The sequence below is a fragment of the Micromonospora sp. DT4 genome (genome assembly GCF_049841675.1).
In the GTDB taxonomy this organism is placed as follows: domain Bacteria; phylum Actinomycetota; class Actinomycetes; order Mycobacteriales; family Micromonosporaceae; genus Micromonospora.
Genome location: NZ_JBNCKT010000060.1, coordinates 1 through 25,502 on the forward strand (window position 1 = coordinate 1; position 25,502 = coordinate 25,502).

A 25,502-nucleotide genomic window follows, 5' to 3' on the forward strand; every position below is an offset into this window, starting at 1 on the left:
ACCATGGCCTTCAACCACACCCTCACCCGCACCGCCCTGCGCGCCACCCAGGCCGGCGCCTACGACGTCATCCACGCCCACGACTGGCTCGTCGCGCACACCGCGATGACGTTGCGCGACCACCTGGACATCCCCCTCGTCAGCACCATCCACGCCACCGAGGCCGGGCGGCACCAGGGCTGGCTGCCCGAGGAGATGAACCGCACCATCCACGGCGTCGAGCAGTGGCTCAGCAGCGAGTCCAACCGGGTCATCGTCTGCTCCGGCTACATGCGCGACGAGGTCAACGTCCTGTTCGGCGTACCCACCGGGCGCGTCGACGTGGTCGCCAACGGTGTCGAGTCGTACCGCTGGAAGGTGCCGGCGCGGGACGTCGCCGCGGCGCGGGCCCGGTTCGCCGGGGACGGTCCGCTGGTCACCTTCGCCGGCCGGCTGGTGTACGAGAAGGGCGTCCAGCACCTCATCGCCGCCCTGCCCAAGCTGCGCGAGCGGCACCCCGGGCTGCGCGCGGTGATCGCCGGCGACGGCCCGTACCGCGCCGAACTGGAGGCCGAGGTGCACCGCCACGGCCTCGGTGGCATGGTGACCATGCCGGGCTTCCTGGGCGGCACCGACCTGCCGGCGCTGATGGCCGCGTCCGACTGCTTCGCCGTGCCGAGCATCTACGAGCCGTTCGGCATGGTCGCTCTCGAGGGCGCCGCAGCCGGAGCGCCCCTGGCCGTAGCCGCCACCGGTGGCCTCGCCGAGATCGTCGAACCGGGCACGACCGGGATGACGTTCCGCCCCCACGACCCGGACAGCCTCGCCGACGCCGTCGACGCGCTGCTGTCCGACCGTGAACGCGCCCGCGCCATGGCCCGACGCGCCCGCCGGACGGTCCGCGACCAGTACGGCTGGTCCGCCATCGCCCAGCGCACCGCCGCCAGCTACGGCGCCGCCATCGCCAACGACGCCACGTTCACGGCGGAGCGCGCCGAACAGCGCATGTCCCAGGGCCGGGCCCTTCCCGCGCTGCCCGAAGGCAACCTGCTCGCCGCCGCCGGCCTGCGCTGAGATGCCTCTGCTCTCCCTGATCCACTCGCGTCTCTTGGAAGTCGGGGTGTCCGAGGCGCGGAGACACCCCAACTTCCCGTAGGCCGTCACCGCCCGCCCATCGACGCCGCACGCCGAACGACGGCACCTCCCCCTCGGCACCTTCCCCTCCGCACCTCCCCCTCGCGTCCTTTGCTCTGCTTCAACGAAGGAAACACCTCGTGTCCGATTATCGGACGTCAGGTGTTTCCTGGGCTGAAGCAGAGCAAAGGACGACTTGCACACCCTCGTCGCCCCGTCCGCCGGTCGACCCGAGACCGGACCCGTCGGTCATCCCGGGCGAGGCTCGCCCTGCCAGAATGTGCGGATGTCTCGTCCAGTCGACGCCCTCGATTCCGCCTTCCCGGTCGCCGCTTCGATCGCCCTGGACCTGATCCGGCGCCCCGAGGTGTCCGCGCAGTGGTCGCGTCCGAGCGCCCTGCCGCACCTGTCCGTGGGCGGTCTGGCGTGCCACCTCGGGCGGCAGGCCGTACGGGCGGCGGAGCTGCTGCCGACACCCGCCGACCTGCCCCCGCTCGAATCGGCCGACAGCCACTACGAACGGGCCGCCTGGGTCACGGAGGGCACTCCCGACGAGGACGCGGTCGCCGAGGGCCCGGACGAGGCCGACGCGCGGCGCGGGCCGGAGGATCTGCACTCCCGCTCCGGCGAGGCGCTGGCGCAGGTCAGCGACCTGCTGTCGCGGGGAACGGCACTCGACGTGGTGCCGATCCCGTGGCAGGGCTGGTCCCTGCGCCGCGCCGACTTCCTGCTCACGCGCCAGTTGGAGATCGTCGTGCACTCCGACGACCTCGCGGTCAGCGTCGGTGTGCCCACCCCGGTCTTCCCGGCGGAGGTCTTCGACCCCGTACGCGACCTGCTGGTCCGGCTGGCCGTCCGCCGGCACGGCCAGTCCGCGCTGATCGGCGCACTGAGCCGCAGCGAGCGAGCCCGCGACATCTCCGCCTTCTGACCCCCTTGGTCGAGGGTTTCGGCCCGGATGGCGCAGGCCGCCGATCCGGGATCGGGTCGGCGGCCTGCGTTCGTACCAGAAGCGGAGGTCAGCGCTCGTTGAACGGGACGTAGTCCCGCTCGGCGGCACCGACGTAGACCTGCCGCGGACGGCCGATCTTGGTCTCCGGGTCGTTGATCATCTCGCGCCACTGGGCGATCCAGCCGGGGAGCCGGCCGAGCGCGAACAGCACCGTGAACATCTTCGTGGGGAAGCCCATGGCCTTGTAGATCAGGCCGGTGTAGAAGTCCACGTTCGGGTAGAGCCGCCGGGATACGAAGAAGTCGTCGGCGAGCGCGATCTCCTCCAGCTCCATGGCGATGTCCAGCAGCGGGTCCGGCTTGGCCATGCGGCCCAGCACGTCCTGCGCGGCCTTCTTGACGATCGCCGCCCGCGGGTCGTAGTTCTTGTAGACCCGGTGGCCGAAGCCCATGAGCTTGACGCCGTCCTGCTTGTCCTTGACCTTGCGGACGAAGGACCGGACGTCGCCGTCGCCGGCGTGGATCTGCTGGAGCATCTCCAGCACCGCCTGGTTGGCCCCGCCGTGCAGTGGGCCGAACAGCGCGTTCACGCCCGCCGAGACGGAGGCGAACAGGTTGGCGTTGCTGGAGCCGACCAGCCGGACGGTCGACGTGGAGCAGTTCTGCTCGTGGTCGGCGTGCAGGACGAAGAGCATGTCCAGCACCTTCGACATGACCGGGTCGACCTCGTACGGCTCCGCCGGCACACCGAACGTCATGCGCAGCAGGTTGTCCACGTACCCGAGGGAGTTGTCCGGGTAGAGCAGCGGCTGCCCGATGGACTTCTTGTACGCGTACGACGCGATGGTGGGAACCTTCGCCATGAGCCGGACCGTGGAGATCTCCACGTGCTCGGAGTCGAACGGGTCCAGGCTGTCCTGGTAGAAGGTCGACAGGGCGCTCACCGCCGACGACAGCACCGCCATCGGGTGGGCGTCGCGGGGGAAGCCGTCGAAGAAGCGACGCATCTCCTCGTGCAGCAGCGAATGCCGCCGGATCCACTCGGTGAACTCGGTCAGCTGCCGCTCGGTGGGCAGCTCACCGTAGATGAGCAGGTACGAGACCTCCAGGAAGGAGGACTTCTCGGCCAGCTGCTCGATCGGGTACCCCCGGTAACGCAGGATGCCCGCGTCGCCGTCGATGTAGGTGATCGCGGATGAGGCAGCCGCGGTGTTGACGAAACCGGGGTCGTACGTCGTCATCCCGGTTTCCTTCAACAGCTTGCTCACCCCGATACCAGCGGGGCCCTCGACCGCGGAATGCACCGGCATCGACAGCTGCCCGCCGGGGTGGTCGAGCTTGACTTCCGTCATGTGGTTCCTCGCTTCGCCGGCAGATCTACGTTGAATTGCCTTCGCTTCTACCGTAATTGCGGTCCGGGGGACACTGCCCGCCGTGGTTCGGCGGTGAGGTATGCGTCACCCGATTCCCGACCAGTAGGCCGAGAAACCCGCAATCCCGGCAGGTGGGAGTCCCACGACAGGCGCCCAGAACCAGCCTCACCGCCAGCTCAGGACAGCATCAGGCGGCGCAGCGTCCCGTCGGCCGTGACCTGGTAGACGTCGAGTTGGTTCGTGCCGGCCCGGAACAGGCGGTCGTCGGTGAGCAGCGCCGCGAAGCGACGTCCACCCGGGTCCGTCGGCACCACCGGGACCACCGCGCCGATCCGCCCGTTGACGGCGACGGCCAGCAGCGTGCCGTCCGGTATCGCGTCCGGCACGTCACCCCAGACGAGCGCCGGGAGGGTGCCGGTGTCCGGATCGGTCGCCCGGAACGCGGCCAGGTCGGCGACCTTGGCTCTGCCCCCGGGCGGGCCGGCGCGTACCTCGGTGCCGACCAGGGGGTGCGGTGTCGGCAGCGGCGGTGGGGTGGGCACCCCGCCGGCGAAGGTGACCGCTTCGCCGGGGGTGTCGTAGAAGTGTTTCGTGGCGTCGGCGCGCGGGGCCTGCCGGGCGGAGCGGCCGTCCACCCGCCAGGGCAGCCGGATGCCGGCCTCGTCGGCGACGGTGGGCAGCAGGTCGACGTGTTCCCAGTTGCGGTCGTCCACCCGGCCGGTCTGCTGCCGTGGCGCCTTGACGAACAGGGGTACCCAGGCGACCTCGCCGGCGGCGGCCTTGATGGCGTCCATCCCCCGGCCCTGCGCGCCCGGCCGGAAGCTCACCCCGTGGTCGGCCGTGACCACGACGAGGGCCTGGTCGTAGAGGCCGCTGGCCCGCAGCGTGCGCAGCGTCTCCCCGATCAGCCGGTCGGTGTAGCCGAGTTGGGCGAGGTGGCGCTGGCGGGCCAGCTCGACCCAGCCGGCGCCGTCGTTGGGCAGGTCCTCGGGGGCGTCGTAGCGCGCGCCCGACGGCAGGTACGCCCACGGCGAGTGCGGCATCAGCAGGTGCAGGAAGTGCAGGGCGGGTCGGGGTTGCGGCTTCAGCCCGGCGAGGAAGCTGGTGAACCGGGCGGGTTGGTTGTCGTCGAGGCTGTCCCAGCGGAACTTGGGGTCGGCCGGCACCGGCTCGGCAGCGTCCACGCCGGCCTCGACACGGGTCTGCTCACGGTAGGAGTCCTCCGGGTCGACCGCGCTCTCGGTCGGCCCGGCGACCCGGCCGAGCAGCTTGCCGGTCTCCTTCACCAGCACACCGAGTCCCTGCTCGGGGGCGACCGGCTGCTCGCAGCGGCTGGGTGGGCAGAGCCGGGTGATGCTCTCCTGGGCCTGGATGTCGTACAGGCCGCCGAAGGCGGTGAAGAGGTTGTCCGGGTACTGCGAGTAGTGCGGCGCGACCGCCCGGGCCGGGTAGCGGCCGGTGAGCATCGCCGGCAGCGCGTTCGGCGTCCAGCCGCTGACCCCGGTGGCGTTGCGGTACCAGGTCGAGCCGCCGGCCAGCTCGGCGAAGTGCGGGAACCGTGCCGCGTCGATGCGGCCGTCGCGGCCGAGCAGACTGACCAGCGGCAGCTCGTCGAGGATCAGCATGACCACCGGTGGGTGCACGGCCGCGCCCTGCGCGGTGCCGACCGCGCCACCGTCACCTCGGGGCAGCACGACCGCCGAGGTGGGCGAGACGAACAGGAACAGCGCCACGAACGCCACCGGTCCGGCGGCGGCCAGTCGCAGCGCGCGGCCCGGGGCCCGCCACCGCCGGTGCGCCGCCGCGCCGACCACACCGGCCAGACCGGCAAGACCCAGCAGGGGTACGCCCCGAAGCGGCATCGCGTGCCGGCCCACCTGCACGGCGAGAGCGGCGAGCAGCAGGCCGAGCAGCGCGGTGTGGGTGAGCGCGCGGGCGGTCCGGCCGGCCAGTCGACTGAGTACGCCGACCGCCGCCACGGGCACCGTGGGCACGAGCGCCACCAGCGCGACCAGCAGCAGGATCTGGCCGGTGTCGGCGCGGTGGAACAGGAAGAAGTCGGGGCTACGACCGAGCACGTCCAGCAGCGGCTGGGTGACGACCAGCCCGACCAGCGCGACGATCTCCAGCAGCCGACCCAGTTCGCCGCGCCAACCCCGCTCCCAGCGCCCGGCTGGGCTCGGCGGTGGCAGTGGCGGTGGTTCCGCCGGTGGTGGAGCGGACGGAGTCGCGGCGGCCGGGTCAGCCACCCAGCACCGTCCGGTAGAGCGTGCGGGTGCCCGAGGGCAGTTCCAGCCGGTCGGTGATCCGGCCCCGAGCGGCGAGGAGCCGTTCGAAGGTGTCGCGCCGGTAGTCCGGGAAGAGGCCGTCGGGCTTGTTGGCCAGCAGTCGGGCGGCCATCGGGTCCTCCGGGTGGACGAACTCGGCCACCACGGCCCCGCCGGGCGCGGTCAGCCCGGCCAGCCAGTCGACGACCTCCACCAGCGGCACGTTGCGGCCGATGGCCAGGTGGTGCGCCAGGGCCAGGGCGAGCACGACGTCCGCCGACGCCCGCTGCGCGAAGCCGGCGCGCTCGACGCCACGCCAGCCGCCGCCGGGAGACGGGTCGGCCAGGTCGACCACCAGCGGCAGGATCCTGTGCTGGCCCTCCGAGCGCAGCGCCCGGTACAACTCGTCGACGACGGCCGGGTCCTGCTCGACGGCGACCACGTAGTCGGCGTGTCCGGCGGCCAGTCGCGCGTACCGGCCGTCGTTGGCGCCCAGGTCGAGCACCAGGCGCGGACGGCCGGCGGCGGCCACCGCGGCGACCACGAACTGCTCCTTGGCGACGCGGTCGCGTGCCGAGTAGCCGCAGGTGCGCTGGTAGTCGGACCAGTGGCTGCCGGCCGGGCGGTGCTCCAACCGGCGGACCAGCTTCTCGATGCCGCGTACCGTGGCCGCCTGCAACTGGCGCGAGTAGCCGGCGGCCCGGAGTTGGGCCCTGACGTCGCTGGTGCTGGCGGCGGCGTTGCGCTGCTGCATGGCGGCGTGCAGGTGCAGGTGGGTCAGGACGCCGGGGCGCAGTCGACGGGTGCCACCGAAGAGGGGGCGCAACTGCTCGGCCTCGATGCCGTCGACCTGGGCGCGCAGCCAGGGCTGGAAGTCCACGCCCAGGTGCGCGGTGAGCAGCAGCGGGTAGAGCACGGTCTGGCAGAACTGCCGGTAGCCGGCCCACGGTTCGCCGTCGCGGACCGGCTCGAACGAGCCGATGTCGATGAAGACCGGCTTCGCACCCCTCCACTGAAGGTTGTAGGCGGAGCCGTCCTTGGTGGTGAAGCCGTCGGCGAGGGCCGTGCGCAGGATCTCCAGGTGCAGCAGCGCGGCATCGCGCAGCATGCCGAAGGACCACTCGTACGGGTGGGAGACGAACGGGATGCGCTCGTGCCGCAGCACCGCCGCCCACCCGGCGTCGGCGGGTGCCAGCGTGGGTGGGGCGTCCTCGGTGGCGCAGACCTTGCCCGCCGAGACGAGCGCGGGAAAGAACGGGCTGGCGGCGAGGGTGCGCCAGTGCTCGGCGGCCTGGGCGTCGAGCCCGCGCAGCACCTCGTCGCCGACGTGGAAGACCCGGTTGGCGGGGTCGCGGAAGGAGGCGGGCTCGGGGCGTACCCCGGTGGGTGTGGTCGTCATCGTCGCAGTGACCGCTACCGCTGGTCGGTGGGTTGCCGGCGGAACCGGTCGACCAGCCGCCGCCAGTAGAGCTTGGCGGCGACCGCGGCGCCGGCCACCCCGCCGACGACGGCCTGCACGATCAGGCTGCCCGATCCCGCGTCCAGGTAGGCCAGATGGATCACCGACCGCTCCTTCCCCTCGCCCGTCTCGACACCGGCGTCCCAGGAATACAGCGGTGAGGCTTTTGACCCAGAAAGCCGGACTTGCCCATCACCGTACGCTGCTCGTCCGCGCCGTCGCGGCCACATCCGAGGACTCCCAGCCCGGCCACAGGAAGCGGTTCTCGTCGGTAGGCTGCGAAGCGTGCGCTGGATGATCGTGGACGCTCCACTGGACTCCTCCGGCAGCGGCCGCGGCGAGGAGCGGGCACCGTCGGCCCTGCGCCGGGCCGGCCTGCGCGACGCCCTGGCCAGCGACGACGACGGGCCGATCGCCGAGGCCCGGTTGCAGGACCCGAACCGGGAACCCGCGAGCGGAGTGATCGGCGCCGACGACCTGGTCCGGGCCGGCGCCGCCATCAGCGCGCGGATCGGTGCGCTGATAGCGGACGGTCACCGACCGCTGGTGCTCGGGGGCGACTGCGCGATCCTTCCCGGTATCTGCCGAGCCCTGCCCCGCACGACGGAGCTGTGGTTCGTCGACGCGCACCCCGACTTCCTCGACGGCGCGACCTCGCCAACCGGCGAGGCCGCCGACATGGACCTCTCGGTGGTCACCGGGCACGGGCCCACCGCCGCCATCGGGGTCGACGGCGCGCTGCTCGACCCCGCTCGGGTGCACCTGCTCGGCCACCGCCCGGCCACCGACGAGAGCAGTCGGGTCGAGGCGTCCCGGATCGATCCCGCGATCCACCAGGTGCCCGCCCCCGACCTGCTGCGTCTCGGCGCTGGCGCAGTCGGAGCGAGCCTGGCTGCCGGCGGCGACGGGCCTGCCTGGCTGCACCTCGACCTGGACGTGGTGGACCCGCGAGACCTGCCCGCGGTGACGTACCCGGAGCCGGACGGGCTGCGCTGGCCCGACCTCGTCGCACTGGTCACGCCGCTGGCCCGCGCCGACCGGCTACTCGGGATGAGCGTGACCGACCTGAACGCCGACGAGGACCCCGACGGGCGACACGCGCGACGCGTCGTCGAGGTCCTCGCGCAGATGCTGGGCGGCTGAACCGCCGCTGCCTCAGCCCCGCCGGTGGTGCATGCCGAGGCGCAGCAGCACGAAGCGCAGCACGGTCGCGGCCAGGTTCGCGGCCACCAGCACGGCCAGCTCCACCGGCCGGGCGGGCACGGCCACGACGGCGTGCAGCACCGCCAACGCCCCGCTGGTCAGCGCCAGGCCAAGCGCGAACGCCAGCAACCCCTGGACGTGGTGGCGACCGGCGTGCCGGCTGCCGGTGATGCCGAACGTCAGCCGCCGGTTAGCGGCCGTGTTCGCCACCGCCGTCACCAGCAGGGCCAACAGGTTCGCCGGCTGCGCGCCGAGGGCGCCCCGCGTGGCCACGAACAGCAGCAGGTACGCCAGCGTGCTGGCCACCCCGACGGCGGCGAACCGGACCAGCTGCCCGGGCAGCCCGACCGGCACCTGCGCCGGTGGCGCGGCCAGCGGTGCCCGACCGAGCTGCGCGCGTAGCTCGGCCAGGGGCAGCGCGCCGGTCACCAGGGACCGGCCGAGCCGACCCATCCCCCGCAGGTCGGCCAGGACAGTGGCGACGATGTCGACGCGACTGTCCGGGTCGTCGACCCAGTCCACCGGCACCTCGTGGATGCGCAGCCCGGCCCGCTGCGCCAGCACCAGCAGCTCGGTGTCGAAGAACCACCCGGTGTCCCGCACGAGGGGCAGCAGCTCACCGGCCACGTCCGCGCGGATCGCCTTGAACCCGCACTGCGCGTCGGAGAACCGCGCGAACAGCGCGCCGCGCAGCAGCAGGTTGTAGGCCCGGGAGATGACCTCCCGTTTGGCGCCGCGCACCACCCGGGACGTACGCGCCAGCCGGGTGCCGATCGCCAGGTCGGAGTGGCCGGAGATGAGCGGCGCGACCAGCGGCAGCAGCGCCGCGAGATCGGTGGACAGGTCCACGTCCATGTACGCCAGCACCGGCGCGGACGAGGCCGACCACGCGGCGGACAGCGCTCGCCCCCGCCCCTTGGCGTCCAGGTGCAGCACCTCGACGCCCGGCAGTTCGCCGCGAAGGGCGTCGGCGACCGTCAGGGTGTCGTCCACGCTGGCGTTGTCGGCGATGGTGATCCGGAACGGGTACGGGAAGTGCTCGGTGAGGTGCGCGTGCAGCCGGCGTACGCACGGCCCGAGGTCGATCTCCTCGTTGTAGACGGGGATCACCACGTCCAGCACCGCCCCGGTGGTGGTGGGCCGAGTCTGGACGGCGGGACGCGGGCCGCTGAGCGCGGTCACGACGCGTCCGCGCCGGTGCTCAGGTCGTAGACGGTGACCCCGTCCACGGTCTGCGCCGTGAAGGTCTCCGCGACCCAGGTGGAGATCTCCTGCGAGGCCGAGCTGCCACCGTTGGCACGGAAGCCGCCACCACCCACGAAGTAGTGGATCTTGCGCTCGGCGACGTAGCGCCGGAACTGCGCGAACGTTGGTGACGGGTCGCTGCCGTTGAACCCGCCGATCGGCATCACCGGGTCGCCGGTGGCCAACTGATAGCCGGAGGCGTTGTTGGAACCGACGGTGGCCGCCACCCAGGTGTAGTCATCGCTGTCGCGCTCGAGCAACTCGCGCAGCGCGGCGCTGGGCTCGCGGGCGTCGAGCAGACCGCCCATGCCGCCGCCGACCTCCCGTAATCCCCCGCCGCCGGGAGAACCACCCGGGAAGCCGGGCGGCTGAACGCCACCGGGCGCACCGGGCAGCCGGCCGCCGCCAGGGAAGCCCGGGAACCGTCCGCCGTTCTGGTTGCCGTCGCCGCCGGGCCGCTGAGCGCCGTTGCGGCCGTCGCCGGAGAATTGCCCGCCCGGGAACGCCATGCCGCCGGGGGGTCGCCCGCCGGGGAAGCCACCTCGGCCGAATCCGCCCGCCGCGGGCGGACCGGCGCTCGGAATCGAGCCGGTGTGCGGGGTCGCGGCGGTCTGCGCCGCGTACGCCGCCGGTCCCGCGAGGGCCGCCGCCGCACCGACGCCAAGCACCACGGGCACCAGCCACCGGGGCAGTCGGACAGCCAGCAGGAGAAGAGCCGCGCCGAGCAGGCCGGCGACCAGCACGACGGCACGCAGCCATGGGTACCAGTCGGGGCTGCGCCCGAGCAGCACCCACGCCCACCAGACGGTGACCGCGAGGGTGGCGGCGAGCGTCGCCGTGGCGGCCAGCGGACGCCACCGCTGCCACCGGGACACCAGCACCGGTTCCTCGTGCGCGCCGGCGGACGGGGCGGGCCGCGGTCGGCGCTGCCGCCAGAGCAGGGTGACGCCGATGCCGACCAGCCCGCCGACGGCCGGCGCGAGCGCCACGGTGTAGTAGGCGTGGAAGATCCCGGACATGAAGCTGAAGATCAGTCCGGTAACCAGCAGCCAGCCACCCCACAGCAGCAGACCGGCCCGGGTGCGGTCGGTACGCGCGGCCCGACCGGCCACCAGCAGGCCTGCGACCAGCAGGATCAACGCGGCCGGCAGCAGCCACGAGATCTGACCGCCGACCTCGCCGTCGAACATCCTCAGCAGGCCCGTCTGCCCGGCGAACGGCCCACCGCCACCGCCCATCCGTCCGGCGCCGCCGCCGACGCTGCCCACCTCGTCGCCGGTGATCCGGCCGAGACCGTTGTAGCCGAGGGTCAGCTCCAGGATGCTGTTGCCCTGCGACCCGCCGACGTACGGACGCGCGCTGGCCGGGACGAGTTCGACGACGGCCACCCACCAGCCGGCGGACACCACCACCGCGAGGCCGGCCAGCAAGAGTTGCCGCACCCGCCGCCACAGCCCGGTCGGGGCGGCCACCAGGTAGACGCCGGCGAACACTGGCACCAGCAGGAAAGCCTGGAGCATCTTGGTCAGGAAGCCGAAGCCGACCAGCGCGCCGACCAGAACGATCCACCGGGTACTGGCCGTTTCCAACGCGCGCACGGTGGCGTACGCGCCGCCGAGCAGCAGGAGCACGAGCAGGGCGTCGGGGTTGTTGAAGCGGAACATGAGCGTCGCCACCGGGGTGACGGCGAGGACCGCTCCGGCGATCAGGCCGGCGACCGGCCCGTACCAGCGCTTCACGCTCGCGTACAGCACGCCGACGGAGGCGACCCCACACAGCGCCTGCGGGACGAGCATCGCCCAGCTGTTCAACCCGAAGATCCGCACCGACAGGGCCATCAGCCAGAGCGAGGCGGGCGTCTTGTCCACGGTGATCGAGTTGGCCGCGTCGGACGAGCCGTAGAAGAACGCCTTGCCGCTCACCGAGCCGGCCTGCACGGCGGCCGCGTAGAACGAGTTGGCCCAGCCGGAGGCGCCCAGGCCCCAGAGGTAGAGCAGGCCGGTGCCCAGGAGCAGGGCCAGCAGAGCGGGCCGGGTCCAGGTCGCCGCACGGCCCGCCGGAGGCCGGTGTTCCGCGGGGCGTGTGCTCGGGTGGGGCGGCCCGACCGGTTCGGCGGGCGTCGTCGACGGGGTGTCTGTTTGGTCCATGCCGCCAGCCTCGGCGGCCGAACTGGCGGGACCCCGTGCGCCGCCTATGCGTCAGCTGTGGGATCCGGCAGGCGGACGGCGAACACGGTCCGGCCCGGACGGCTGTCGACGCCGACCGTGCCGCGGTGCGCCTCGACGACGGCCGCCACGATCGCCAGCCCGAGCCCGGTGCTGCCGTGTGCCCGGGACCGGGAGCTGTCGCCCCGCGCGAACCGCTCGAACATCTCCGGTCGCACCTCGGCCGGCACCCCCGGTCCGTCGTCGGCGACGGTGAGCACGGCGGTGTCCGCCTCAACGGAGAGTGTGGTGGTGACCGTCGTGCCGGGTGGGGTGTGCACGCGGGCGTTGGCCAGCAGGTTCGCCATCACCTGGTGCAGGCGGGCGGCGTCGCCGGGCACCCGGATCACCACCTCGGGCAGGTCGAGCCGCCAGCGATGGTCCGGGCCGGCCACGTGCGCGTCGCTGACCGCGTCCACCACGAGGGCGGACAGGTCGACCGGATCCACGGCGAGCGGCCGGCCGGTGTCGAGCCGGGCCAGCAGCAGCAGGTCGTCGACGAGGCGTGTCATCCGGGTGCTCTCGGACTCGACGCGGCGCAGCGCGTGCGCCACGTCGACGGGGACCTCGTCGCGCCCGCGCCGGGCGACCTCGGCGTACCCGCGGATCGCCGCCAGGGGGGTGCGCAGCTCGTGGCTGGCGTCGGCGACGAACTGGCGTACCCGGGTCTCGCTGGCCTGCCGCGCGGCCAGCGCGTCCGCGACGTGGCCCAGCATCCGGTTCAGCGCCGCACCGACCTGGCCGACCTCGGTACGGGGGTCGGTGTCGGCGGCCGGCACCCGGACGGCGAGCGCGACCTCGCCCCGGTCCAGCGGCAGCTCGGTGACCCGGGTGGCGGTGGCGGCCACCCGGTGCAGCGGTCGCAGCGTGGCTCGCACGATCAGGGCGCCCGCGCCGCCGGCGAGGAGCAGCCCGATGCCGGCGACCCCGGCCTGCGCGGCGACCAGCGCCCAGACAATGTCCTGTACGCCGCTGAGCGGGATCGCCACGGCCAGCACGACCCCGTTGGGCAGTTGCCGCGCCACCGCCCGGACGTCGCCCTCGCCGAGGGTGACCGTGCGCGGCCGGCCGTCGGTGGGCAGCGCGGCCAGCCGTGCGGCGTCGGCGGCGGGCACCTCGGCGAGGCTGCCGCTCTCGGTGCTCCTCGTCGCCGTGGTGACGCCGTCGGCACGGCGTACGGCGAGCGAGCCCGGCGGAAAGCCACGCGGGGGCTCCGGCGACGACGGTGCGACCGTACCCGGCCGTGGCGCGGGCCGCCCGGGGTCGCCGCCCTGGGGGAACCACGGCGGTACGTCGGCGCGGGGCCGGTCCCCCATCGTCAACTGGGTGTCGACCTGGCCGACCAGGAAGTGCCGCAGGGCGATCGTGGTGAGCCCGCCGATCGCGACGCTGACCAGGGCGAGCAGCGCGACCAGGGCGAGCACCAGCCGGGTCCGCAGGGACCGGCCGGCCAGCCAGCGCCGGACGGCGCGCGCCGGTCGTCCCCCGCCGGGTGCGTCAGTCGGCGGGCTTGAGGACATAGCCCGCGCCGCGCAGTGTGTGGATCATCGGCGGACGCCCGGCGTCGATCTTCTTGCGCAGGTACGAGATGTACAGCTCCACCACGTTCGCCTGGCCGCCGAAGTCGTAGTTCCAGACCCGGTCGAGGATCTGCGCCTTGCTGAGCACTCGGCGCGGGTTACGCATCAGATAGCGCAGCAGCTCGAACTCGGTCGCGGTCAGCGTGATGAGCTGGCCGGCGCGCCGGACCTCGTGACTGTCCTCGTCGAGGCTGAGGTCGCCGACGGTAAGCACCGCCTCCTCCTGGGCGGCGACCGCGAAGCCCGAGCGGCGCAGCAGCGCGCGGAGCCGGGCGATCACCTCTTCCAGGCTGAACGGCTTGGTCACGTAGTCGTCGCCTCCCACGGTCAGCCCGGCGATGCGCTCCTCGACCGCGTCACGGGCGGTCAGGAAGAGCACCGGCACGGTGGGGGCGTGCTCGCGCAGCCGACGCAGCACCTGGAAGCCGTCCAGGTCGGGCAGCATCACGTCGAGCACGACGGCGTCCGGCTGGAACTGCCGCGCGGTGCTCAACGCCGCCATGCCGTTGCCGGCACTGCGTACCTGCCAACCCTCGTAGCGCAGCGCCATCGACAGCAGGTCGGTCAGCGTCGCCTCGTCGTCGACCACCAGCACTCGGACCGGTTCGCCGTCCGGGCGGCGCAACTCGATCCGGCCCGGCACGGTCTGCCCCTGGATGACCATGTCCCCCATCGTGGACGGGTCCGCTGTGTCGCGCCTCTGCTCTGCCTGTGTGCCAGCTGTGCGGCCGGGACGCCGGGCCACCGCTCAGGCTCCGACCGTGGTCACTCGGAGACCCCGTACGCGTCGGTCCGCACGAACCGCATGCTCCACCCGCCGTGACCGTCGGGCCGGTCGCGCTCGTAGAGGTGGTCGGGGCCCGGCTGCGTCGGGCCGGTGCCGCCCGGGTGCCGCATGATCCACCGCTGCGGAGGGGCGCCGTCCGGCTCGGCCGGCACCTCCCGGACCAGGCCGTCCGCCGGACCGCCGACGAAGCGTACGGTGACCTCGCCCATCGCAGCCCCCTTGCGTGACGGTGCCGACACGCTCGGTGCGCGCGGCCCTGGCTCGCAAGCTACCGCACCCGGCGGCGGCCCAGGCCGAGGTACGGCGGGATCGGCGGTCGTCGCGGTTTGCCCAGCTCGGCCCCCGGGTACCGCGATCGGAGGCATCCGCCGCTGGCGGGACGAGGACGAGGACGAGGAGTTGTCGATGCGTACGCTGGACGGGCGGTATCAGCTCGAACAGCGTATCGGCGTTGGCGGGATGTCCGAGGTGTGGCGGGCCCACGACCGTGTGCTGGACCGGCCGGTCGCGGTGAAGCTGATCGCCCCCGGCCCGGCCGGCCGCCACGACACGGTGGACCGCATCCGCACGGAGGCCCGCTCGGCGGCCCGGCTGGTGCACCCGAACGTCGCGAGCGTGCACGACTTCGGCACCTCCTCGACGCTTCCCGGCCGCCAGCTGCCCTACATCGTGATGGAGCTGGCCGAGGGCGAGACGCTGGCCGCGCACCTGCGGGCGGGTCCGCTGGACTGGCACATCTCGGTACGGGTCTGCGCCGAGGTCGCCGCCGCGCTGGCCGCCGCCCACGCGAGCGGCATCGTGCACCGCGACGTGAAGCCGGCCAACGTCATCCTCACCCCGGCGGGGGTGAAGGTCCTGGACTTCGGCATCGCCACCGCCGCCGGCACCTCGGACCCGATGCCCGACGGCATGCTGCTCGGCACCCCGGCGTACCTGGCGCCCGAGCAGCTCGACGGCGCGCCCGCCACCCCGGCCGCCGACATGTACGCCCTCGGTGTGCTGCTCTACTACTGCCTCACCGGCCGGCTCCCGTACCGGGCGGACAGCCCGGCCGAGCTGCTGGCGGCGCGCCGGTCCCGGCAGCCCGAGCCGCTGCCGGAGATCGACGGTCTCCCGCCGGAGGTGTCCGAGCTGTGCCGCTCCTGCCTGACCGACGATCCGGTGGAGCGTCCGACCAGTCTGGTCGCGGCGCTGCTGCTGGCCGAGGTCGTGGACGCCCGGGTGTACGTGCCGATGGCGATCCCCACGCAGCGGGCACCGTCGGCGAGGTCGTCGCCGTGGACCGAGCGGGCAGCCGCGCAGGCCACCGAGGCGTTCTCGGTGGTGGACGGGAGCTGACCCGGGCCACCGTGGCGTTTCGTCCGCCCCGGGCCGGGTAGCCGGGCGGGTGAGCGACGGGAGGAACGCGATGCCGAGTCCGAGTTCCTGGCTGCACGAGGCCACCGCCACCGCCGAGGGTGGCCACGTCCGAACCGATGACGGCGGGCTCTCCACGCCGCTCGCGTCGCCGCTGGCGGCGCACTGCACCGGCCTGAGACCGGAGCAACTGCTGGCCGCGGCCTTCGCGTCCTGCCTGCACCACGCGGCGGTGGAGGCGGCCGGGGAGATCACCGACGAGGCGCACACGGTCCAGGTGCGCGCCGAGGCGAAGCTGGGCCGCGACGACGACGGCCGCTACCGGGCCGACGTGCACGCCTCGATCTCCTCTGCCGGTCTGAGCCGGGCGCAGTTGGCCGACCTGGTCGAGTACGCCGACCGGCTCTGGCCCTTCTCCAGCGGCGACAACACGCGGCACCGGCTGACCGTCACCCCGGCCGAGAACGGCCGGCACTGAGCGCCCCGAGGTGCCCCATCAGCCGGTCGGACGCGCTGGCCTCACGCTTTCGGCGGATCCCGCCGTCCGCCAAAAGGGGGATGACCAGAGGGCGGCGGGAATCGGCCCACCACCGGCACACGGTGACCGAGTTGACCGGCCGAATCGGGAATATCCGTCTCGCCTGATTGGCGAGGTTATGCCGGCATAACCGGCTTTCGACCGTTCTCGAACCCAGAATTCGGGCAAATTGTTGCGTATGCCACAGTACGGACCGATGGCGGCGGGCTACCGACTGTCTAGCCTCGGCGGGTGCATCCCGACGACCCCTCCGCCCAGAAGCTGACCGACGCGCCCTCGACCACCCGCACGGGGGACGCCGCATCAACCGAACGGACGATCGGCCGTCACCGGGTCCCCGACCCGCCGCGCCGCGCCCTGCTGGGCTCCACCCCGGTCCGGGTCGCCCTGGCCGCCGGCGTCACGTGCTGCCTCGGCCTGGGCGCGTTCGCCGCCGTCCACGACACGCCGGAGGCCCCGCAGCCGATACGGCCGATGGCCGACGCGCTGGCCGACCGTGCCGCCATCGCCGACGAGCGCGCCTCCCGGTCGCTGGACCGCGACGCCGCCCCCGCCCGAGTCATCCCCACCCCGACGGCCTCGCCGACCCCGGCGCCCATCGTGACCCGCAAGGCGCCCCGCAAGCCGGTCAAGCCGCGCCGGCCGCGCCCGGTCGCCGGGCTCGACCAGGCGCAGATGGACAATGCCAAGATCATCGTGGACGTTGGCCTGGAGCTGAAGATGCCGCGCCGCGCCCTGGTGGTGGCACTCGCGACCGCGATGCAGGAGAGCAACCTCTACAACCTCGCCAGCGACGTGCTGCCGGAATCGAGCGAGTACCCGCACCAGGGCAGCGGCTCCGACCACGACTCGGTCGGACTCTTCCAGCAGCGACCCAGCAGCGGGTGGGGCACGGTTGCCGAGCTGATGCGCCCGTCGTACGCCGCCCGGGCCTTCTACACCGCCCTGGCCGAGATCCCCGGCTGGCAGGACATGAGCCTCACCGCCGCGGCCCAGGCCGTACAGGTCTCCGCGTACCCCGACGCGTACGCCCCGCACGAGGAGCGCGCCACCACCGTCGCAGCGGCGCTCCTGGCCTGACGCCGCCTCAGCGGGCCGTCCGGCCAGTGGGCGGCTGCGCGCCGGTGTCCCGACCGCCCGCCGCCACCCGGGTCGCGGGTACGCCCGTGCCGGCCGCGGCCGTGGGCGTGTCGGCCGGCACCGGCTCGACGGTCACACCGGTGAGGATCTCGTCCACCAGCGCCTCCCGACGGCGGCGCGCGTGCAGCGTCTCCTCGAAGTCGCGCCGGGCCTGCACAGCGTCCGCGTACGCCTGCTCGCGGACCTGACGGGCCTCCTCGCGGGCCTCGTCCAGCGCGCGGCGGGCCTGTGCCAGGATCTCGGCCGCCTCCTGTCGCACCGCGTCGCCGGCCAGTCGGGTGGTGGCGCCGTCGCCCAGGTCCAGCCGCTGGAGCAGGCCGCTGAGCCAGGTCGCCTCCTGGCGGATCTCGTCCCACTCGCGGGTCGCCCCGGCAGCGCCCTCCGCCCGTGCCGCGAGTCGGGACAACCGGATCGCCAGCCCATCCAGGCAGGAATCCACCTGCCGCTGGTCGTAGCCGGTCTTCACAACGGAGAACCTCATACTGTCGCCCCCCCAGGCAGCCGCTGTTACTTCCCCACCTGGATCCTCGGACGCGGCGACACCCGCCGAGGCGGTTCGGGAAAATTGTTCAGCATGCGCGCGCGACGGGCCGTACGGTGCGGCTCGGGACGGTACCGGGCCGGCGGCGGGGACAATGCCGACCGGCCCACGTCGGGTGGATCAGGGACGCTTGGGCAGCACGACCACGCGGCCGAAGAACTCGTCGATGCGGCGCACCACGTCGTTGAAGTCGTCCAGGTCGATCGGCTTGGTGACGTACGCGTTGGCCTGCAACGTGTAGCTGCCGACGATGTCGGTGTCCGCGTTCGAGGTGGTCAGCACCACGATCGGGATGGTCCGCAGATCCTCGTCCTGCTTGACCGCACCGAGCACCTGACGTCCGTCCATGCGCGGCATGTTGAGGTCGAGCAGGATCACGTCCGGTCGACGGGCCTGCGAATGGCGACCCTCGGCCCGGAGGAACTCCATCGCCTCCTCGCCGTCACTGACCACGTCGATGACCTTCTCGACGTCGGAGTCGGCCAACGCTTCCTCGATCATCAGCACGTCGCCGGGATCGTCGTCGACCACCAGAATGCGTACCGGCTGCGGGCTGTCGCCCATCACTACCTGCCTCGGGTCGGCGGAGAATGGAAACCGGACGGTCACCACGCTGGCGGGGAAATCTAGCCCATCAGGGGGCGCTCTGGGACGCCGGGTCGGCCGTGTCCGGAACGTATCGGAGCACGTCGGCCAGACCGGTGACCCGCAACACACGCTCGACCCGCCCACTGGCGCCGGTGATCCTCAACCAGCCTCCGTCGGCAGCGGCCTGGTTGTCGCCCCGAACGAACACGGCCATCCCGGTGGAGTCGCAGAAGGTCAGGTCGGTGAGGTCGAGCAGCACCCGACGCTCGCCGGCGGCGTTGAGCCGGTCGATGGCGGCGGCCAACTCGTCGGCCGTGCTCAGGTCCAGCTCACCGGCGAGCCGCAGGCAGGCGGCACCGCCGCCGCGCTCGGCGTCGCTGACACTGAACGTCACCGTCTCCCCCTCGCTCGCTCCACCGACGGGGTGGGACGTTTGCAGTGCGGCAAGTATACGCAAGGGGGTGGGACAGGCCGCAGCGTGTGGTGATCGTCTGGCAGCTCTGGTCAGCCGGCGGAACGGGACGCGGCGGTCAGCCCGGCACGGCCCAGGGCCAACGCGTGGGCCGTCGCCCGGGTGCTGGACCGCACGGGCCTCACCGAGCTGCTGAGTGTGCAGACCACCGTCGACGACGACCTGCGCGCCACCGGCTGACGGCCGCACGCCTGCACAGGGGGTGGCCCCCGACCCTGGGACCTGGGGTCGGGGGCCGGAGAAATGCCTAGGGCGCGGTCATCGGCTGGAGCCGGGGCGCGCCGTCGCGCAGCTCGATGGTCGACGGGGGTTCGATGTCGTCGGGTTCACCCGAGTCGGGCGTCTGGTACAGGTAGCGGACAAACTCCCCACCAGCCTCGTTGTCGTCGGCACCCGGCCACTGGCCGATGCAGTCCATTCCGACCACTTCCCGGCCGGTTCCGTCGGCCTCCTCCAGCAACGCCCACAGACTCACCGGGTAGCACCGGGTCGCGTCGGGCGTGAGTTGCCAGCGGGCGTACCAGCCGGGGCGGGCGGGAACGATCTCGACGATCCGTTTCATGACGACCTTCCTTCCGCGTACCTCGGAAGAACTGCGGTCCTGCCCCGATCGTGCGGGCCGCGCGGGTGAGCACCCCTCACCCCGGGCGGATGAAGCCCGGCCCGCGCTCGGCCCTACCCGGCCGACAGCGTCCGTTTCGGCTCCCCGCACGGCGGGAACGCGACCGGTGCAGGATCGATCCCCAGCGAAAGGGGCGTCACCATGCGCAAGCAGATGGAGGGCGACAACCAGCGTCGCCGGGCGCTGGCCCGGCAGGCCCGCGAACAGGGCGGCCAGCCCAGTGAGTACGGCGCGAGCCTGAGCGCCTCCAAGCAGCTCACCAGCCTGGACCGGGGCAAGCGGGCTGGCCCGCCGTCGGCCGGACGGCACAAGTCGGACACCACGCGCGGCGGACCGGCGCCGCCGTCGAGGGGTACCCCGGACAATCCGCGACCCCAGCCGCCTCCCGGTGGAGCGGCCGGAGTGACAAGCATGGGCTACCGCGATCTGGTCGAGGACGTCCGACGCCGGTCCGGGGTCGACTTCTCGACGGCGAAGGTGGGCGCCGAGGCGACGGTGCTGGTGCTGGCCTTCGCGCTCGACGCGGCGGAGCGGCAACGACTGCTCGCCGCCGTGCCGAACTCGCTGCACGACGTCGTGCCCGTGGACGGCATCGAGCGTCACCGGGACCTACCCGGCTTCCTGGCCGAGGTGGGCCGGATCAGCGGACGTACGCCGGAGCAGGCCCGCTACCAGGCGGAGGCGACATTCGCCGCGCTCGCCGAGCAGGACGGCGACCTGGTCGAGTCCCTGCACGTCCCTGACGGTCTGCGGGAGTTGCTGAATCCGCCGGCGGCCGGCGGGGGCATCGTGGGCGCCTCCACCACCACACCCACCCTGGACGAGGAGCAGCTCCAGGCGGCGCTGGACGATCTGCCGTACTGGGCCGGTGACGCCGCCGGCCTGTACCGCGTGGTCGCGCTGCCGCCGGACAACCTCGACCGGGTGCTCGCCCGGCTCGACCGGCTGCGCCAGGAGACCGGGCGCGGCCCGAGCATCGGGCGTCCGGGCGGCACGGCAGCCGTGTTGACCGTCCGCACCAACCAGGCGGACGGGGTGACCGCGCTCGACGTGGACCTCGCCCACTCGATCGACGACGCGATCGACGAGGTGGGCGCCGGAATGGCCGGCGGCTGACCGCCCCGATGGCGTCCGCGGGCCGGTGGACGCGGGTGATCCCGCGCCGCCGGCCCGTCCGGCGCTCGGTCAGCGTGCCGTCATGAATTGCGCCGCCGACGGACGCCGGTCGCTGACGGCAGCACACGGACGCCGGCCGGCCCGGGGCCGACCGGCGGTACCGGCCGCAATGCCGGGTTTCCGGCGGTGTGCGCGGGGAAGGCCCGGCGGGTGAGCAACGCCGACGATCGGGCGACCGCCCGCCGGACCCTGGTCGTGATCGGACTGGTGCTGGCCACCGCGCTCGCGCTGGCCTTCGTGTACGCGACCCGTCGGGTGCTCGTCTGGGCGGTGGTGGCCGCCTTCTTCGCGGTCGCGCTCAAACCGGCAGTGGACCGGCTGCAACGCCGGTTCGTGCGCCACCGGGCGCTGGCCACGCTGCTCGTGTTCCTCGCCGCGTTCGTCGTGCTGGCGGTCCTCGCGACGGTGATCCTGGTGCCGCTGCTGGACGAGCTGGGCCGGTTCGTCGAGCGAGGGCCCGACCTGCTGCGCGACGCGCGCGCCGGACGCGGCCCGGTCGGTGCGTTCCTGGAACGCACCGGGGCACGGCGCTACGTCAGCGCGCACGCCGACGAACTGCGCGCCGCCGGCAGTCGACTGCGTCAACCGGCCGTCGGGGTGCTGCGCGGCGTCGTGGAGGGGGTCGCGGGGCTGGTCACGGTCGTCGTGCTGGCGTACCTCATGGTGTTGGAATCGCCGCGGATCACCGGCGGCGTCCTCGCGGTGGCCGGGGACGGTCAGGGCGAGCGGCTGCGCCGCGTCGGCCGGGAGGTGTCGCGGACCGTCACCGGCTACCTCACCGGCAACCTGGTGATCAGCGTGATCTGCGGCGCGTTGACCTTCCTGGTGTTGAGCGTCACCGGCGTGCCGTTCGCCGCGGCGATCGCGCTGCTGGTCGCGGTGGCCGACCTGGTGCCGCTGGTCGGCGCGACGATCGGCGCGGTGATCGCCACCGGGGCGGGGTTCCTGCGCTCCCCCACCGCTGGGATCGTCGTGCTCGTCTTCTTCGTGGTCTACCAGCAGGTCGAGAACCATCTGCTCCAGCCGCTCATCCTGGCCCGCGCGGTGCGGCTCAACCCGCTGACCGTGCTGTTGAGCGTGCTGCTCGCGGCGGAGCTGGCCGGGCTGCTCGGCGCGCTGCTGGCCATCCCCGCCGCCGGCATCGCGCAGATCCTGCTGCGCGAGTACGGCCCGCGCCGGGCGGACCCGCCCCGCCCAGTGGTCCCGGCGCGCCCGGCGGACCCGCCCCGCTCAGCGACCCCGCGCCGCGACCTCCGGTGAGGTGCTCTCCAGCGGCACGGCGTTCGCCGGGACCAGCCCCAACTGAACGGCCGAGCGGGTGAGCGCGGCGTCGAGCACCCAGTCGGCCCCCACGCGGGTGCGGTTGCCGGGCATCGCCATCAGGTGGTACGCCCGGGTGACCGCCTTGGCCAGCAGCCCGCCGAGGTTGACGTGCAACGGGTTCGCGGCGGCGTCCTTGCCGCCCAGGTCGACCACCCAGCCCAGGTCGTGGTGCTTGTACGGCTTGCGCTTCCCGAAGCCGTACGACGCGGCGATGTTGTGCGCCACACGCTTGCCCTGACGCTCCGCGTGCTGGGCCGTCATGCCGCAGATCTGCCCCGGATTGACCAGGTCGGGCACGGCGGCGGCGTCGCCGCAGGCGAAGACCTCCGGATAGCCGGGGACGTTGAGGTACTCGTCGGTCACCAGCCGGCCCCTCTCGGTGCGCAGGCCCAACTCGTTGACGAACGGGTCGGGCCGCACTCCCACGCACCACACGAGCGTGCAGGTCGGGACGTACTCGCCGTCGGTGAGCTTGACCCCGTCGGAGGTCGCCTCGGCCACCGAGGTGCCCATCCGCACGTCCACGCCGCGCTTGTCGAGCACCTTGTGCGAGGTGTCAGACATCTTCTTGTCCAGCTCGGGCAGCACGCGGGGAGCGACGTCGAGCAGCATCCAGCGGGGCCGGACGGTGAGGCGGGGGCGCTGCGCGTGCAGGGCGTCGGTGAACAGTTGGCCGTGCGCGGCGACCTCGGTGCCGGTGTAGCCCGCGCCGACCACCACGAACGTGGAGCGGGCCCGCTGCTCCGCCGGGTCCTCGGCCTGCTCGGCCAGTTCCACCTGACGGACGATGTGGTCGTGCAGGTAGACGGCCTCGGGCAGGCCGCGGAAGCCGTGCGCGTACTCGGTGACGCCCGGGATGGGTAGCAGCTTGTTGACGCTGCCCACGGCGAGGACCAGCCGGTCGTACGCCAGGCGGTTCTTCTCCCCCTCGGGCTGGGTGAAGCCGACCCACCGGTTCTGCAGGTCGACGTGGTCCGCCTCGCCGATCACCACCCGGACGCCCTTGAGGGTCCCGGTCAGCGGCACGGCGATGCGCGTGGGCTCGACCACCCCGGCGGCCACCTCGGGCAGCAGCGGCAGGTACAGGAAGTAGTCGGTGGAGTTCAGCACCACGATCTCGGCCCGGTCCCGGGCGATCCGGCTCAACGTCTTCGCCGCGTGGTAACCGGCGAACCCGGCCCCCACGATCACCACACGAGGTTTCGTCATTGCCGGCCGTTTCCCTTAGCACGCCCGGACAAACGTCAAAACGTCGCCCGCACCGGCGCCCAGCGATCGGCCGCGCGTGAGTAGATCAAATATCCAGAGTCCGTTCATTCCAGGTTCGTAGGATACGAGCGCATTATTATGCAATCGAGAGGAAGCATGTTGTCGAAGCACTCCTCCATGCGGCGCATGATGACCGGAGCCGCGGCGGCCGCCGCGATGGTCGTCGGCGCCACGCTCACGGTGACCACCCCGGCCCAGGCGACGCCAGCGGGCTCGGGTGTGGTGGGCACCATCATCACGCAGACCACGATCGGTAACACCGACTACATCCTGCGTGAGATCACCATCCCGGCCGGCCAGGCCACCGGATGGCACTGGCATAAGGGTGAACTCTTCGGCTGGGTCAAGCAGGGTACGCTGAGCCATTTCGACGCGACCTGCGCGTCCGATGGCGTCTACCCTCGCGGGAGCTTCATCAAGGAGCCGGCCGGCGCGGATCACGTGCACATGGGCGTCAACCGCGGCAAGGTTCCGGTGGTGCTAGAGGTTCTCTACGTCCTGCCGACCGGGTCACCCCTGTCGGTCGACGCGCCCAACCCGGGTTGCGACTTCCAGTGAGGTAACACCTCACCGAGTCACACCTGGTTGATCAGGAGGTTCGCGTCACTCGCTTCGCGGCATGTCGTGACGCGAACCTCCTGATCACGCACGGTTCGGGGCGGTTATGGCCCAGCGTTCGTGGTCGCGCCACGCGCCGTCGAGGTACAGGTAGTCCGGGGAGAAACCTTCCAGGCGGAAGCCGAGCTTGCGGGCCACCCGCCGGGACGGCTCGTTGCCCGGCTGGATGTTCGCCTCCAATCGGTGCAGTCCGACGCTGGTGAACGCGTGGTCGATGACCAGCGCGATGCCCGCCGAGGCGTGCCCGGTGCCGCTGCACGGTTCGAACGCCGCGTAGCCCAGGTAGCCGCCGCGCAGCGCGCCGAGCACGATGCCGCTGATGTTCACGTAGCCGGCGATCGCTCCGCTGGCCCGGTCGCAGATCAGGTAGCCGGCGCTGTCGCGGCGGCGGATCCGGGCGAGGTAACGGTCGTACTCCTCGGCGGTGTCCGGCGCGGCCAACCACGGATGGTGCAGGTCCCGACTCCGGCGCACTGCCGCTACGAACTCGTCGACGTCGGCCGGCCGGGGTCGCCGGATCGCGGCGGGAGCACCGCTGCGCAGGTATCTCACGGCGGACCACTCTGACGAACTGCACGACAATTGTCCAACCGGCCCGCCGGTCGATAGAAATGGCCGCTGCCTCCGGGCCGAGGCCCGCCTCCGACGGCCTGGAGGTTGCGCTCGTCCAGGGAACCGCCGCCCGGCCTAGCGGGACGTCAGCAGCCGGAAGTGGATGCCGTCGGGGTCGGCCAGCACCACCGCGCCCGCCTGGTCCGCGTCGACCAGGGTGGCGCCGAGGGACAGCAGCCGGTCGACCTCCGCCGGCCGGTCGCCATCGCCGCTGACCGCGAGGTCGACCGTCACGCGGTCCCGGTCGCCCCGAGGCATCAGGGGCGGACCGCCCCAGGTGATCTTCGGGCCGCCCAGGGGTGACTGGATGGCGGTCTCCTCGTCCTGGTCCCAGACGAGCGGCCAGCCGAGCGCCTCGCTCCAGAAATAGCCGACGGCCTGCGTACCGTCGCAGGAGACGTCGCCGAGGTAGCCGCAGCCGGCGAGGAACGTGTTTCCCGGGCCGAGGACGCAGAATTCGTTGCCCTCGGGATCGGCGAGCACCACGTGGTCGTCGTCCGGGTCCTGGCCGATGTCGATGTGCCGCGCGCCCAACTCCAGGGCGCGGTCGATCGTCTGCTGCTGGTGCTCCAGCGACTCGCTGGTCAGCTCGATGTGCCCCCGGTTCTGCAGGACCTTCGGCTCGGGGATCGCGGGAAAGCGCAGCCGGAAACCGGTCTTGTCGTCGGGCAGCACCAGAGCGCCGTCGCGGGGGTCGTCCACCAACTCCCGGCCGAGGATCTGGGACCAGAACCGCGCGACGACGGGAGGGTCGTTGGCACCGAAACACACCGCGAACAGGTCACTGGCCATCGTTGCGCTCATCTCCGATCCGGCAAGTCGAGGCCCAGTCGGCCCGGGGACCGGAAGCCTACGAGCGGCCGGGGCCACGCGCATCCGATTAATCGACGCCGGCCGACGGCAGGCCGACCTGACCCACGAGGCGGAGCGCCGCCGGGCCGATCCACGACGCCGGCCGACGTCGACGCCGGGATGATCCACTCGACATCGCCGATGTCGGGTATCCCGGTGCTCGGACACCCCCGCCGGTCAGGTCCACTTCCGGCCCCGACACAGGAGGGGCAC

General features: G+C 72.8%; 25 protein-coding genes. 9 read left to right on the forward strand and 16 right to left on the reverse strand.

Features of this window, described 5'->3' with window-relative positions; translation table 11 throughout:
* Both ACLQ24_RS17775 and ACLQ24_RS17780 read left to right on the forward strand, forming a co-directional pair.
* Positions 1-1,053: glycosyltransferase family 4 protein (locus tag ACLQ24_RS17775; RefSeq protein WP_425892845.1), on the forward strand; the 1,053-nt coding region annotated here is incomplete at its 5' end.
* Between the two features lie 346 nt (positions 1,054-1,399).
* Positions 1,400-2,044: a maleylpyruvate isomerase N-terminal domain-containing protein gene (locus ACLQ24_RS17780; protein WP_425892846.1), complete on the forward strand. Its 645-nt coding sequence runs from the start codon at positions 1,400-1,402 to the stop codon at positions 2,042-2,044.
* Positions 2,045-2,132: 88 nt separating this feature from the next.
* Here ACLQ24_RS17780 and ACLQ24_RS17785 read toward each other — a convergent pair whose 3' ends face one another.
* From ACLQ24_RS17785 to ACLQ24_RS17800, 4 genes are all read right to left on the reverse strand, one after another.
* Positions 2,133-3,416, reverse strand: a complete 1,284-nt coding sequence (locus ACLQ24_RS17785) for a citrate synthase (RefSeq protein ID WP_425892847.1) — start codon at positions 3,414-3,416, stop codon at positions 2,133-2,135.
* A gap of 197 nt (positions 3,417-3,613) precedes the next feature.
* Positions 3,614-5,629, reverse strand: a complete 2,016-nt coding sequence (locus tag ACLQ24_RS17790) for a sulfatase-like hydrolase/transferase (protein ID WP_425892874.1) — start codon at positions 5,627-5,629, stop codon at positions 3,614-3,616.
* 49 nt (positions 5,630-5,678) lie between these two features.
* Positions 5,679-7,103: a class I SAM-dependent methyltransferase gene (locus tag ACLQ24_RS17795; RefSeq protein WP_425892848.1), complete on the reverse strand. Its 1,425-nt coding sequence runs from the start codon at positions 7,101-7,103 to the stop codon at positions 5,679-5,681.
* Between the two features lie 14 nt (positions 7,104-7,117).
* A complete protein-coding gene (locus ACLQ24_RS17800) occupies positions 7,118-7,267 on the reverse strand; it encodes a hypothetical protein (RefSeq protein WP_007459587.1) in 150 nt (49 codons plus the stop codon).
* A gap of 190 nt (positions 7,268-7,457) precedes the next feature.
* Between ACLQ24_RS17800 and ACLQ24_RS17805 the strand changes: the two genes are divergently transcribed.
* On the forward strand, positions 7,458-8,306 hold the full coding sequence (locus ACLQ24_RS17805; protein WP_425892875.1) for an arginase family protein: 849 nt from the start codon (positions 7,458-7,460) through the stop codon (positions 8,304-8,306).
* Between the two features lie 12 nt (positions 8,307-8,318).
* Here the strand turns inward: ACLQ24_RS17805 and ACLQ24_RS17810 are convergent, their stop codons facing one another.
* The 5 genes from ACLQ24_RS17810 to ACLQ24_RS17830 all read right to left on the reverse strand — a co-directional run bounded on the left by ACLQ24_RS17810 (position 8,319) and on the right by ACLQ24_RS17830 (position 14,391).
* Positions 8,319-9,548: a glycosyltransferase gene (locus tag ACLQ24_RS17810; RefSeq protein ID WP_425892849.1), complete on the reverse strand. Its 1,230-nt coding sequence runs from the start codon at positions 9,546-9,548 to the stop codon at positions 8,319-8,321.
* Positions 9,545-11,758 (reverse strand): ArnT family glycosyltransferase, encoded by a 2,214-nt coding sequence (locus ACLQ24_RS17815; RefSeq protein ID WP_425892850.1) that lies wholly within the window; start codon positions 11,756-11,758, stop codon positions 9,545-9,547. The genes ACLQ24_RS17810 and ACLQ24_RS17815 overlap by 4 nt, the downstream gene beginning before the upstream one ends.
* 44 nt (positions 11,759-11,802) lie before the next feature.
* Positions 11,803-13,269, reverse strand: a complete 1,467-nt coding sequence (locus tag ACLQ24_RS17820) for a sensor histidine kinase (protein WP_425892876.1) — start codon at positions 13,267-13,269, stop codon at positions 11,803-11,805.
* Between the two features lie 43 nt (positions 13,270-13,312).
* Positions 13,313-14,059, reverse strand: a complete 747-nt coding sequence (locus ACLQ24_RS17825; RefSeq protein WP_425892851.1) for a response regulator transcription factor — start codon at positions 14,057-14,059, stop codon at positions 13,313-13,315.
* A gap of 101 nt (positions 14,060-14,160) precedes the next feature.
* The gene (locus ACLQ24_RS17830) at positions 14,161-14,391 is read right to left on the reverse strand and encodes a hypothetical protein (RefSeq protein ID WP_425892852.1); all 231 of its coding nucleotides are present in this window, start codon (positions 14,389-14,391) and stop codon (positions 14,161-14,163) included.
* Positions 14,392-14,587: 196 nt separating this feature from the next.
* Between ACLQ24_RS17830 and ACLQ24_RS17835 the strand changes: the two genes are divergently transcribed.
* From ACLQ24_RS17835 to ACLQ24_RS17845, 3 genes are all read left to right on the forward strand, one after another.
* The gene (locus ACLQ24_RS17835; RefSeq protein ID WP_425892853.1) at positions 14,588-15,520 is read left to right on the forward strand and encodes a serine/threonine-protein kinase; all 933 of its coding nucleotides are present in this window, start codon (positions 14,588-14,590) and stop codon (positions 15,518-15,520) included.
* A 70-nt stretch (positions 15,521-15,590) separates the two neighbouring features.
* Positions 15,591-16,016 carry an OsmC family protein gene (locus ACLQ24_RS17840; protein ID WP_234588617.1) on the forward strand — a complete coding sequence of 142 codons (426 nt, stop codon included), beginning with the start codon at positions 15,591-15,593 and terminating at the stop codon, positions 16,014-16,016.
* 291 nt (positions 16,017-16,307) lie between these two features.
* Complete coding sequence (locus ACLQ24_RS17845; RefSeq protein WP_425892854.1) at positions 16,308-17,156, forward strand: hypothetical protein; 849 nt, start codon at positions 16,308-16,310, stop codon at positions 17,154-17,156.
* A 7-nt stretch (positions 17,157-17,163) separates the two neighbouring features.
* Here the strand turns inward: ACLQ24_RS17845 and ACLQ24_RS17850 are convergent, their stop codons facing one another.
* The 4 genes from ACLQ24_RS17850 to ACLQ24_RS17865 all read right to left on the reverse strand — a co-directional run bounded on the left by ACLQ24_RS17850 (position 17,164) and on the right by ACLQ24_RS17865 (position 19,379).
* Entirely contained in the window at positions 17,164-17,697 is a 534-nt protein-coding gene (locus tag ACLQ24_RS17850) for an ATPase (RefSeq protein WP_425892855.1), read from the reverse strand.
* A 180-nt stretch (positions 17,698-17,877) separates the two neighbouring features.
* Positions 17,878-18,321, reverse strand: coding sequence for a response regulator (locus ACLQ24_RS17855; protein ID WP_425892856.1), 444 nt, complete (start codon positions 18,319-18,321; stop codon positions 17,878-17,880).
* A 70-nt stretch (positions 18,322-18,391) separates the two neighbouring features.
* Positions 18,392-18,739, reverse strand: a complete 348-nt coding sequence (locus ACLQ24_RS17860; protein WP_425892857.1) for an STAS domain-containing protein — start codon at positions 18,737-18,739, stop codon at positions 18,392-18,394.
* Positions 18,740-19,064: 325 nt separating this feature from the next.
* Entirely contained in the window at positions 19,065-19,379 is a 315-nt protein-coding gene (locus ACLQ24_RS17865; protein WP_355233219.1) for a hypothetical protein, read from the reverse strand.
* 201 nt (positions 19,380-19,580) lie between these two features.
* Between ACLQ24_RS17865 and ACLQ24_RS17870 the strand changes: the two genes are divergently transcribed.
* Together ACLQ24_RS17870 and ACLQ24_RS17875 are read left to right on the forward strand one after the other, a co-directional pair.
* Complete coding sequence (locus ACLQ24_RS17870) at positions 19,581-20,555, forward strand: DUF2267 domain-containing protein (protein ID WP_425892858.1); 975 nt, start codon at positions 19,581-19,583, stop codon at positions 20,553-20,555.
* A gap of 210 nt (positions 20,556-20,765) precedes the next feature.
* Positions 20,766-21,875, forward strand: a complete 1,110-nt coding sequence (locus ACLQ24_RS17875; protein ID WP_425892859.1) for an AI-2E family transporter — start codon at positions 20,766-20,768, stop codon at positions 21,873-21,875.
* Here the strand turns inward: ACLQ24_RS17875 and ACLQ24_RS17880 are convergent.
* Positions 21,846-23,147, reverse strand: coding sequence for an NAD(P)/FAD-dependent oxidoreductase (locus tag ACLQ24_RS17880; protein ID WP_425892860.1), 1,302 nt, complete (start codon positions 23,145-23,147; stop codon positions 21,846-21,848). The genes ACLQ24_RS17875 and ACLQ24_RS17880 overlap by 30 nt on opposite strands.
* Positions 23,148-23,333: 186 nt before the next feature.
* On the opposite strand from ACLQ24_RS17880, the gene ACLQ24_RS17885 reads away from it, so the two are divergent.
* A complete protein-coding gene (locus ACLQ24_RS17885; RefSeq protein ID WP_425892861.1) occupies positions 23,334-23,765 on the forward strand; it encodes a cupin domain-containing protein in 432 nt (143 codons plus the stop codon).
* Positions 23,766-23,849: 84 nt separating this feature from the next.
* Here ACLQ24_RS17885 and ACLQ24_RS17890 read toward each other — a convergent pair whose 3' ends face one another.
* Together ACLQ24_RS17890 and ACLQ24_RS17895 are read right to left on the reverse strand one after the other, a co-directional pair.
* Complete coding sequence (locus tag ACLQ24_RS17890) at positions 23,850-24,377, reverse strand: GNAT family N-acetyltransferase (protein ID WP_425892862.1); 528 nt, start codon at positions 24,375-24,377, stop codon at positions 23,850-23,852.
* Between the two features lie 135 nt (positions 24,378-24,512).
* Positions 24,513-25,229 carry a VOC family protein gene (locus ACLQ24_RS17895; protein ID WP_425892877.1) on the reverse strand — a complete coding sequence of 239 codons (717 nt, stop codon included), beginning with the start codon at positions 25,227-25,229 and terminating at the stop codon, positions 24,513-24,515.
* Positions 25,230-25,502 lie beyond the last annotated feature (273 nt).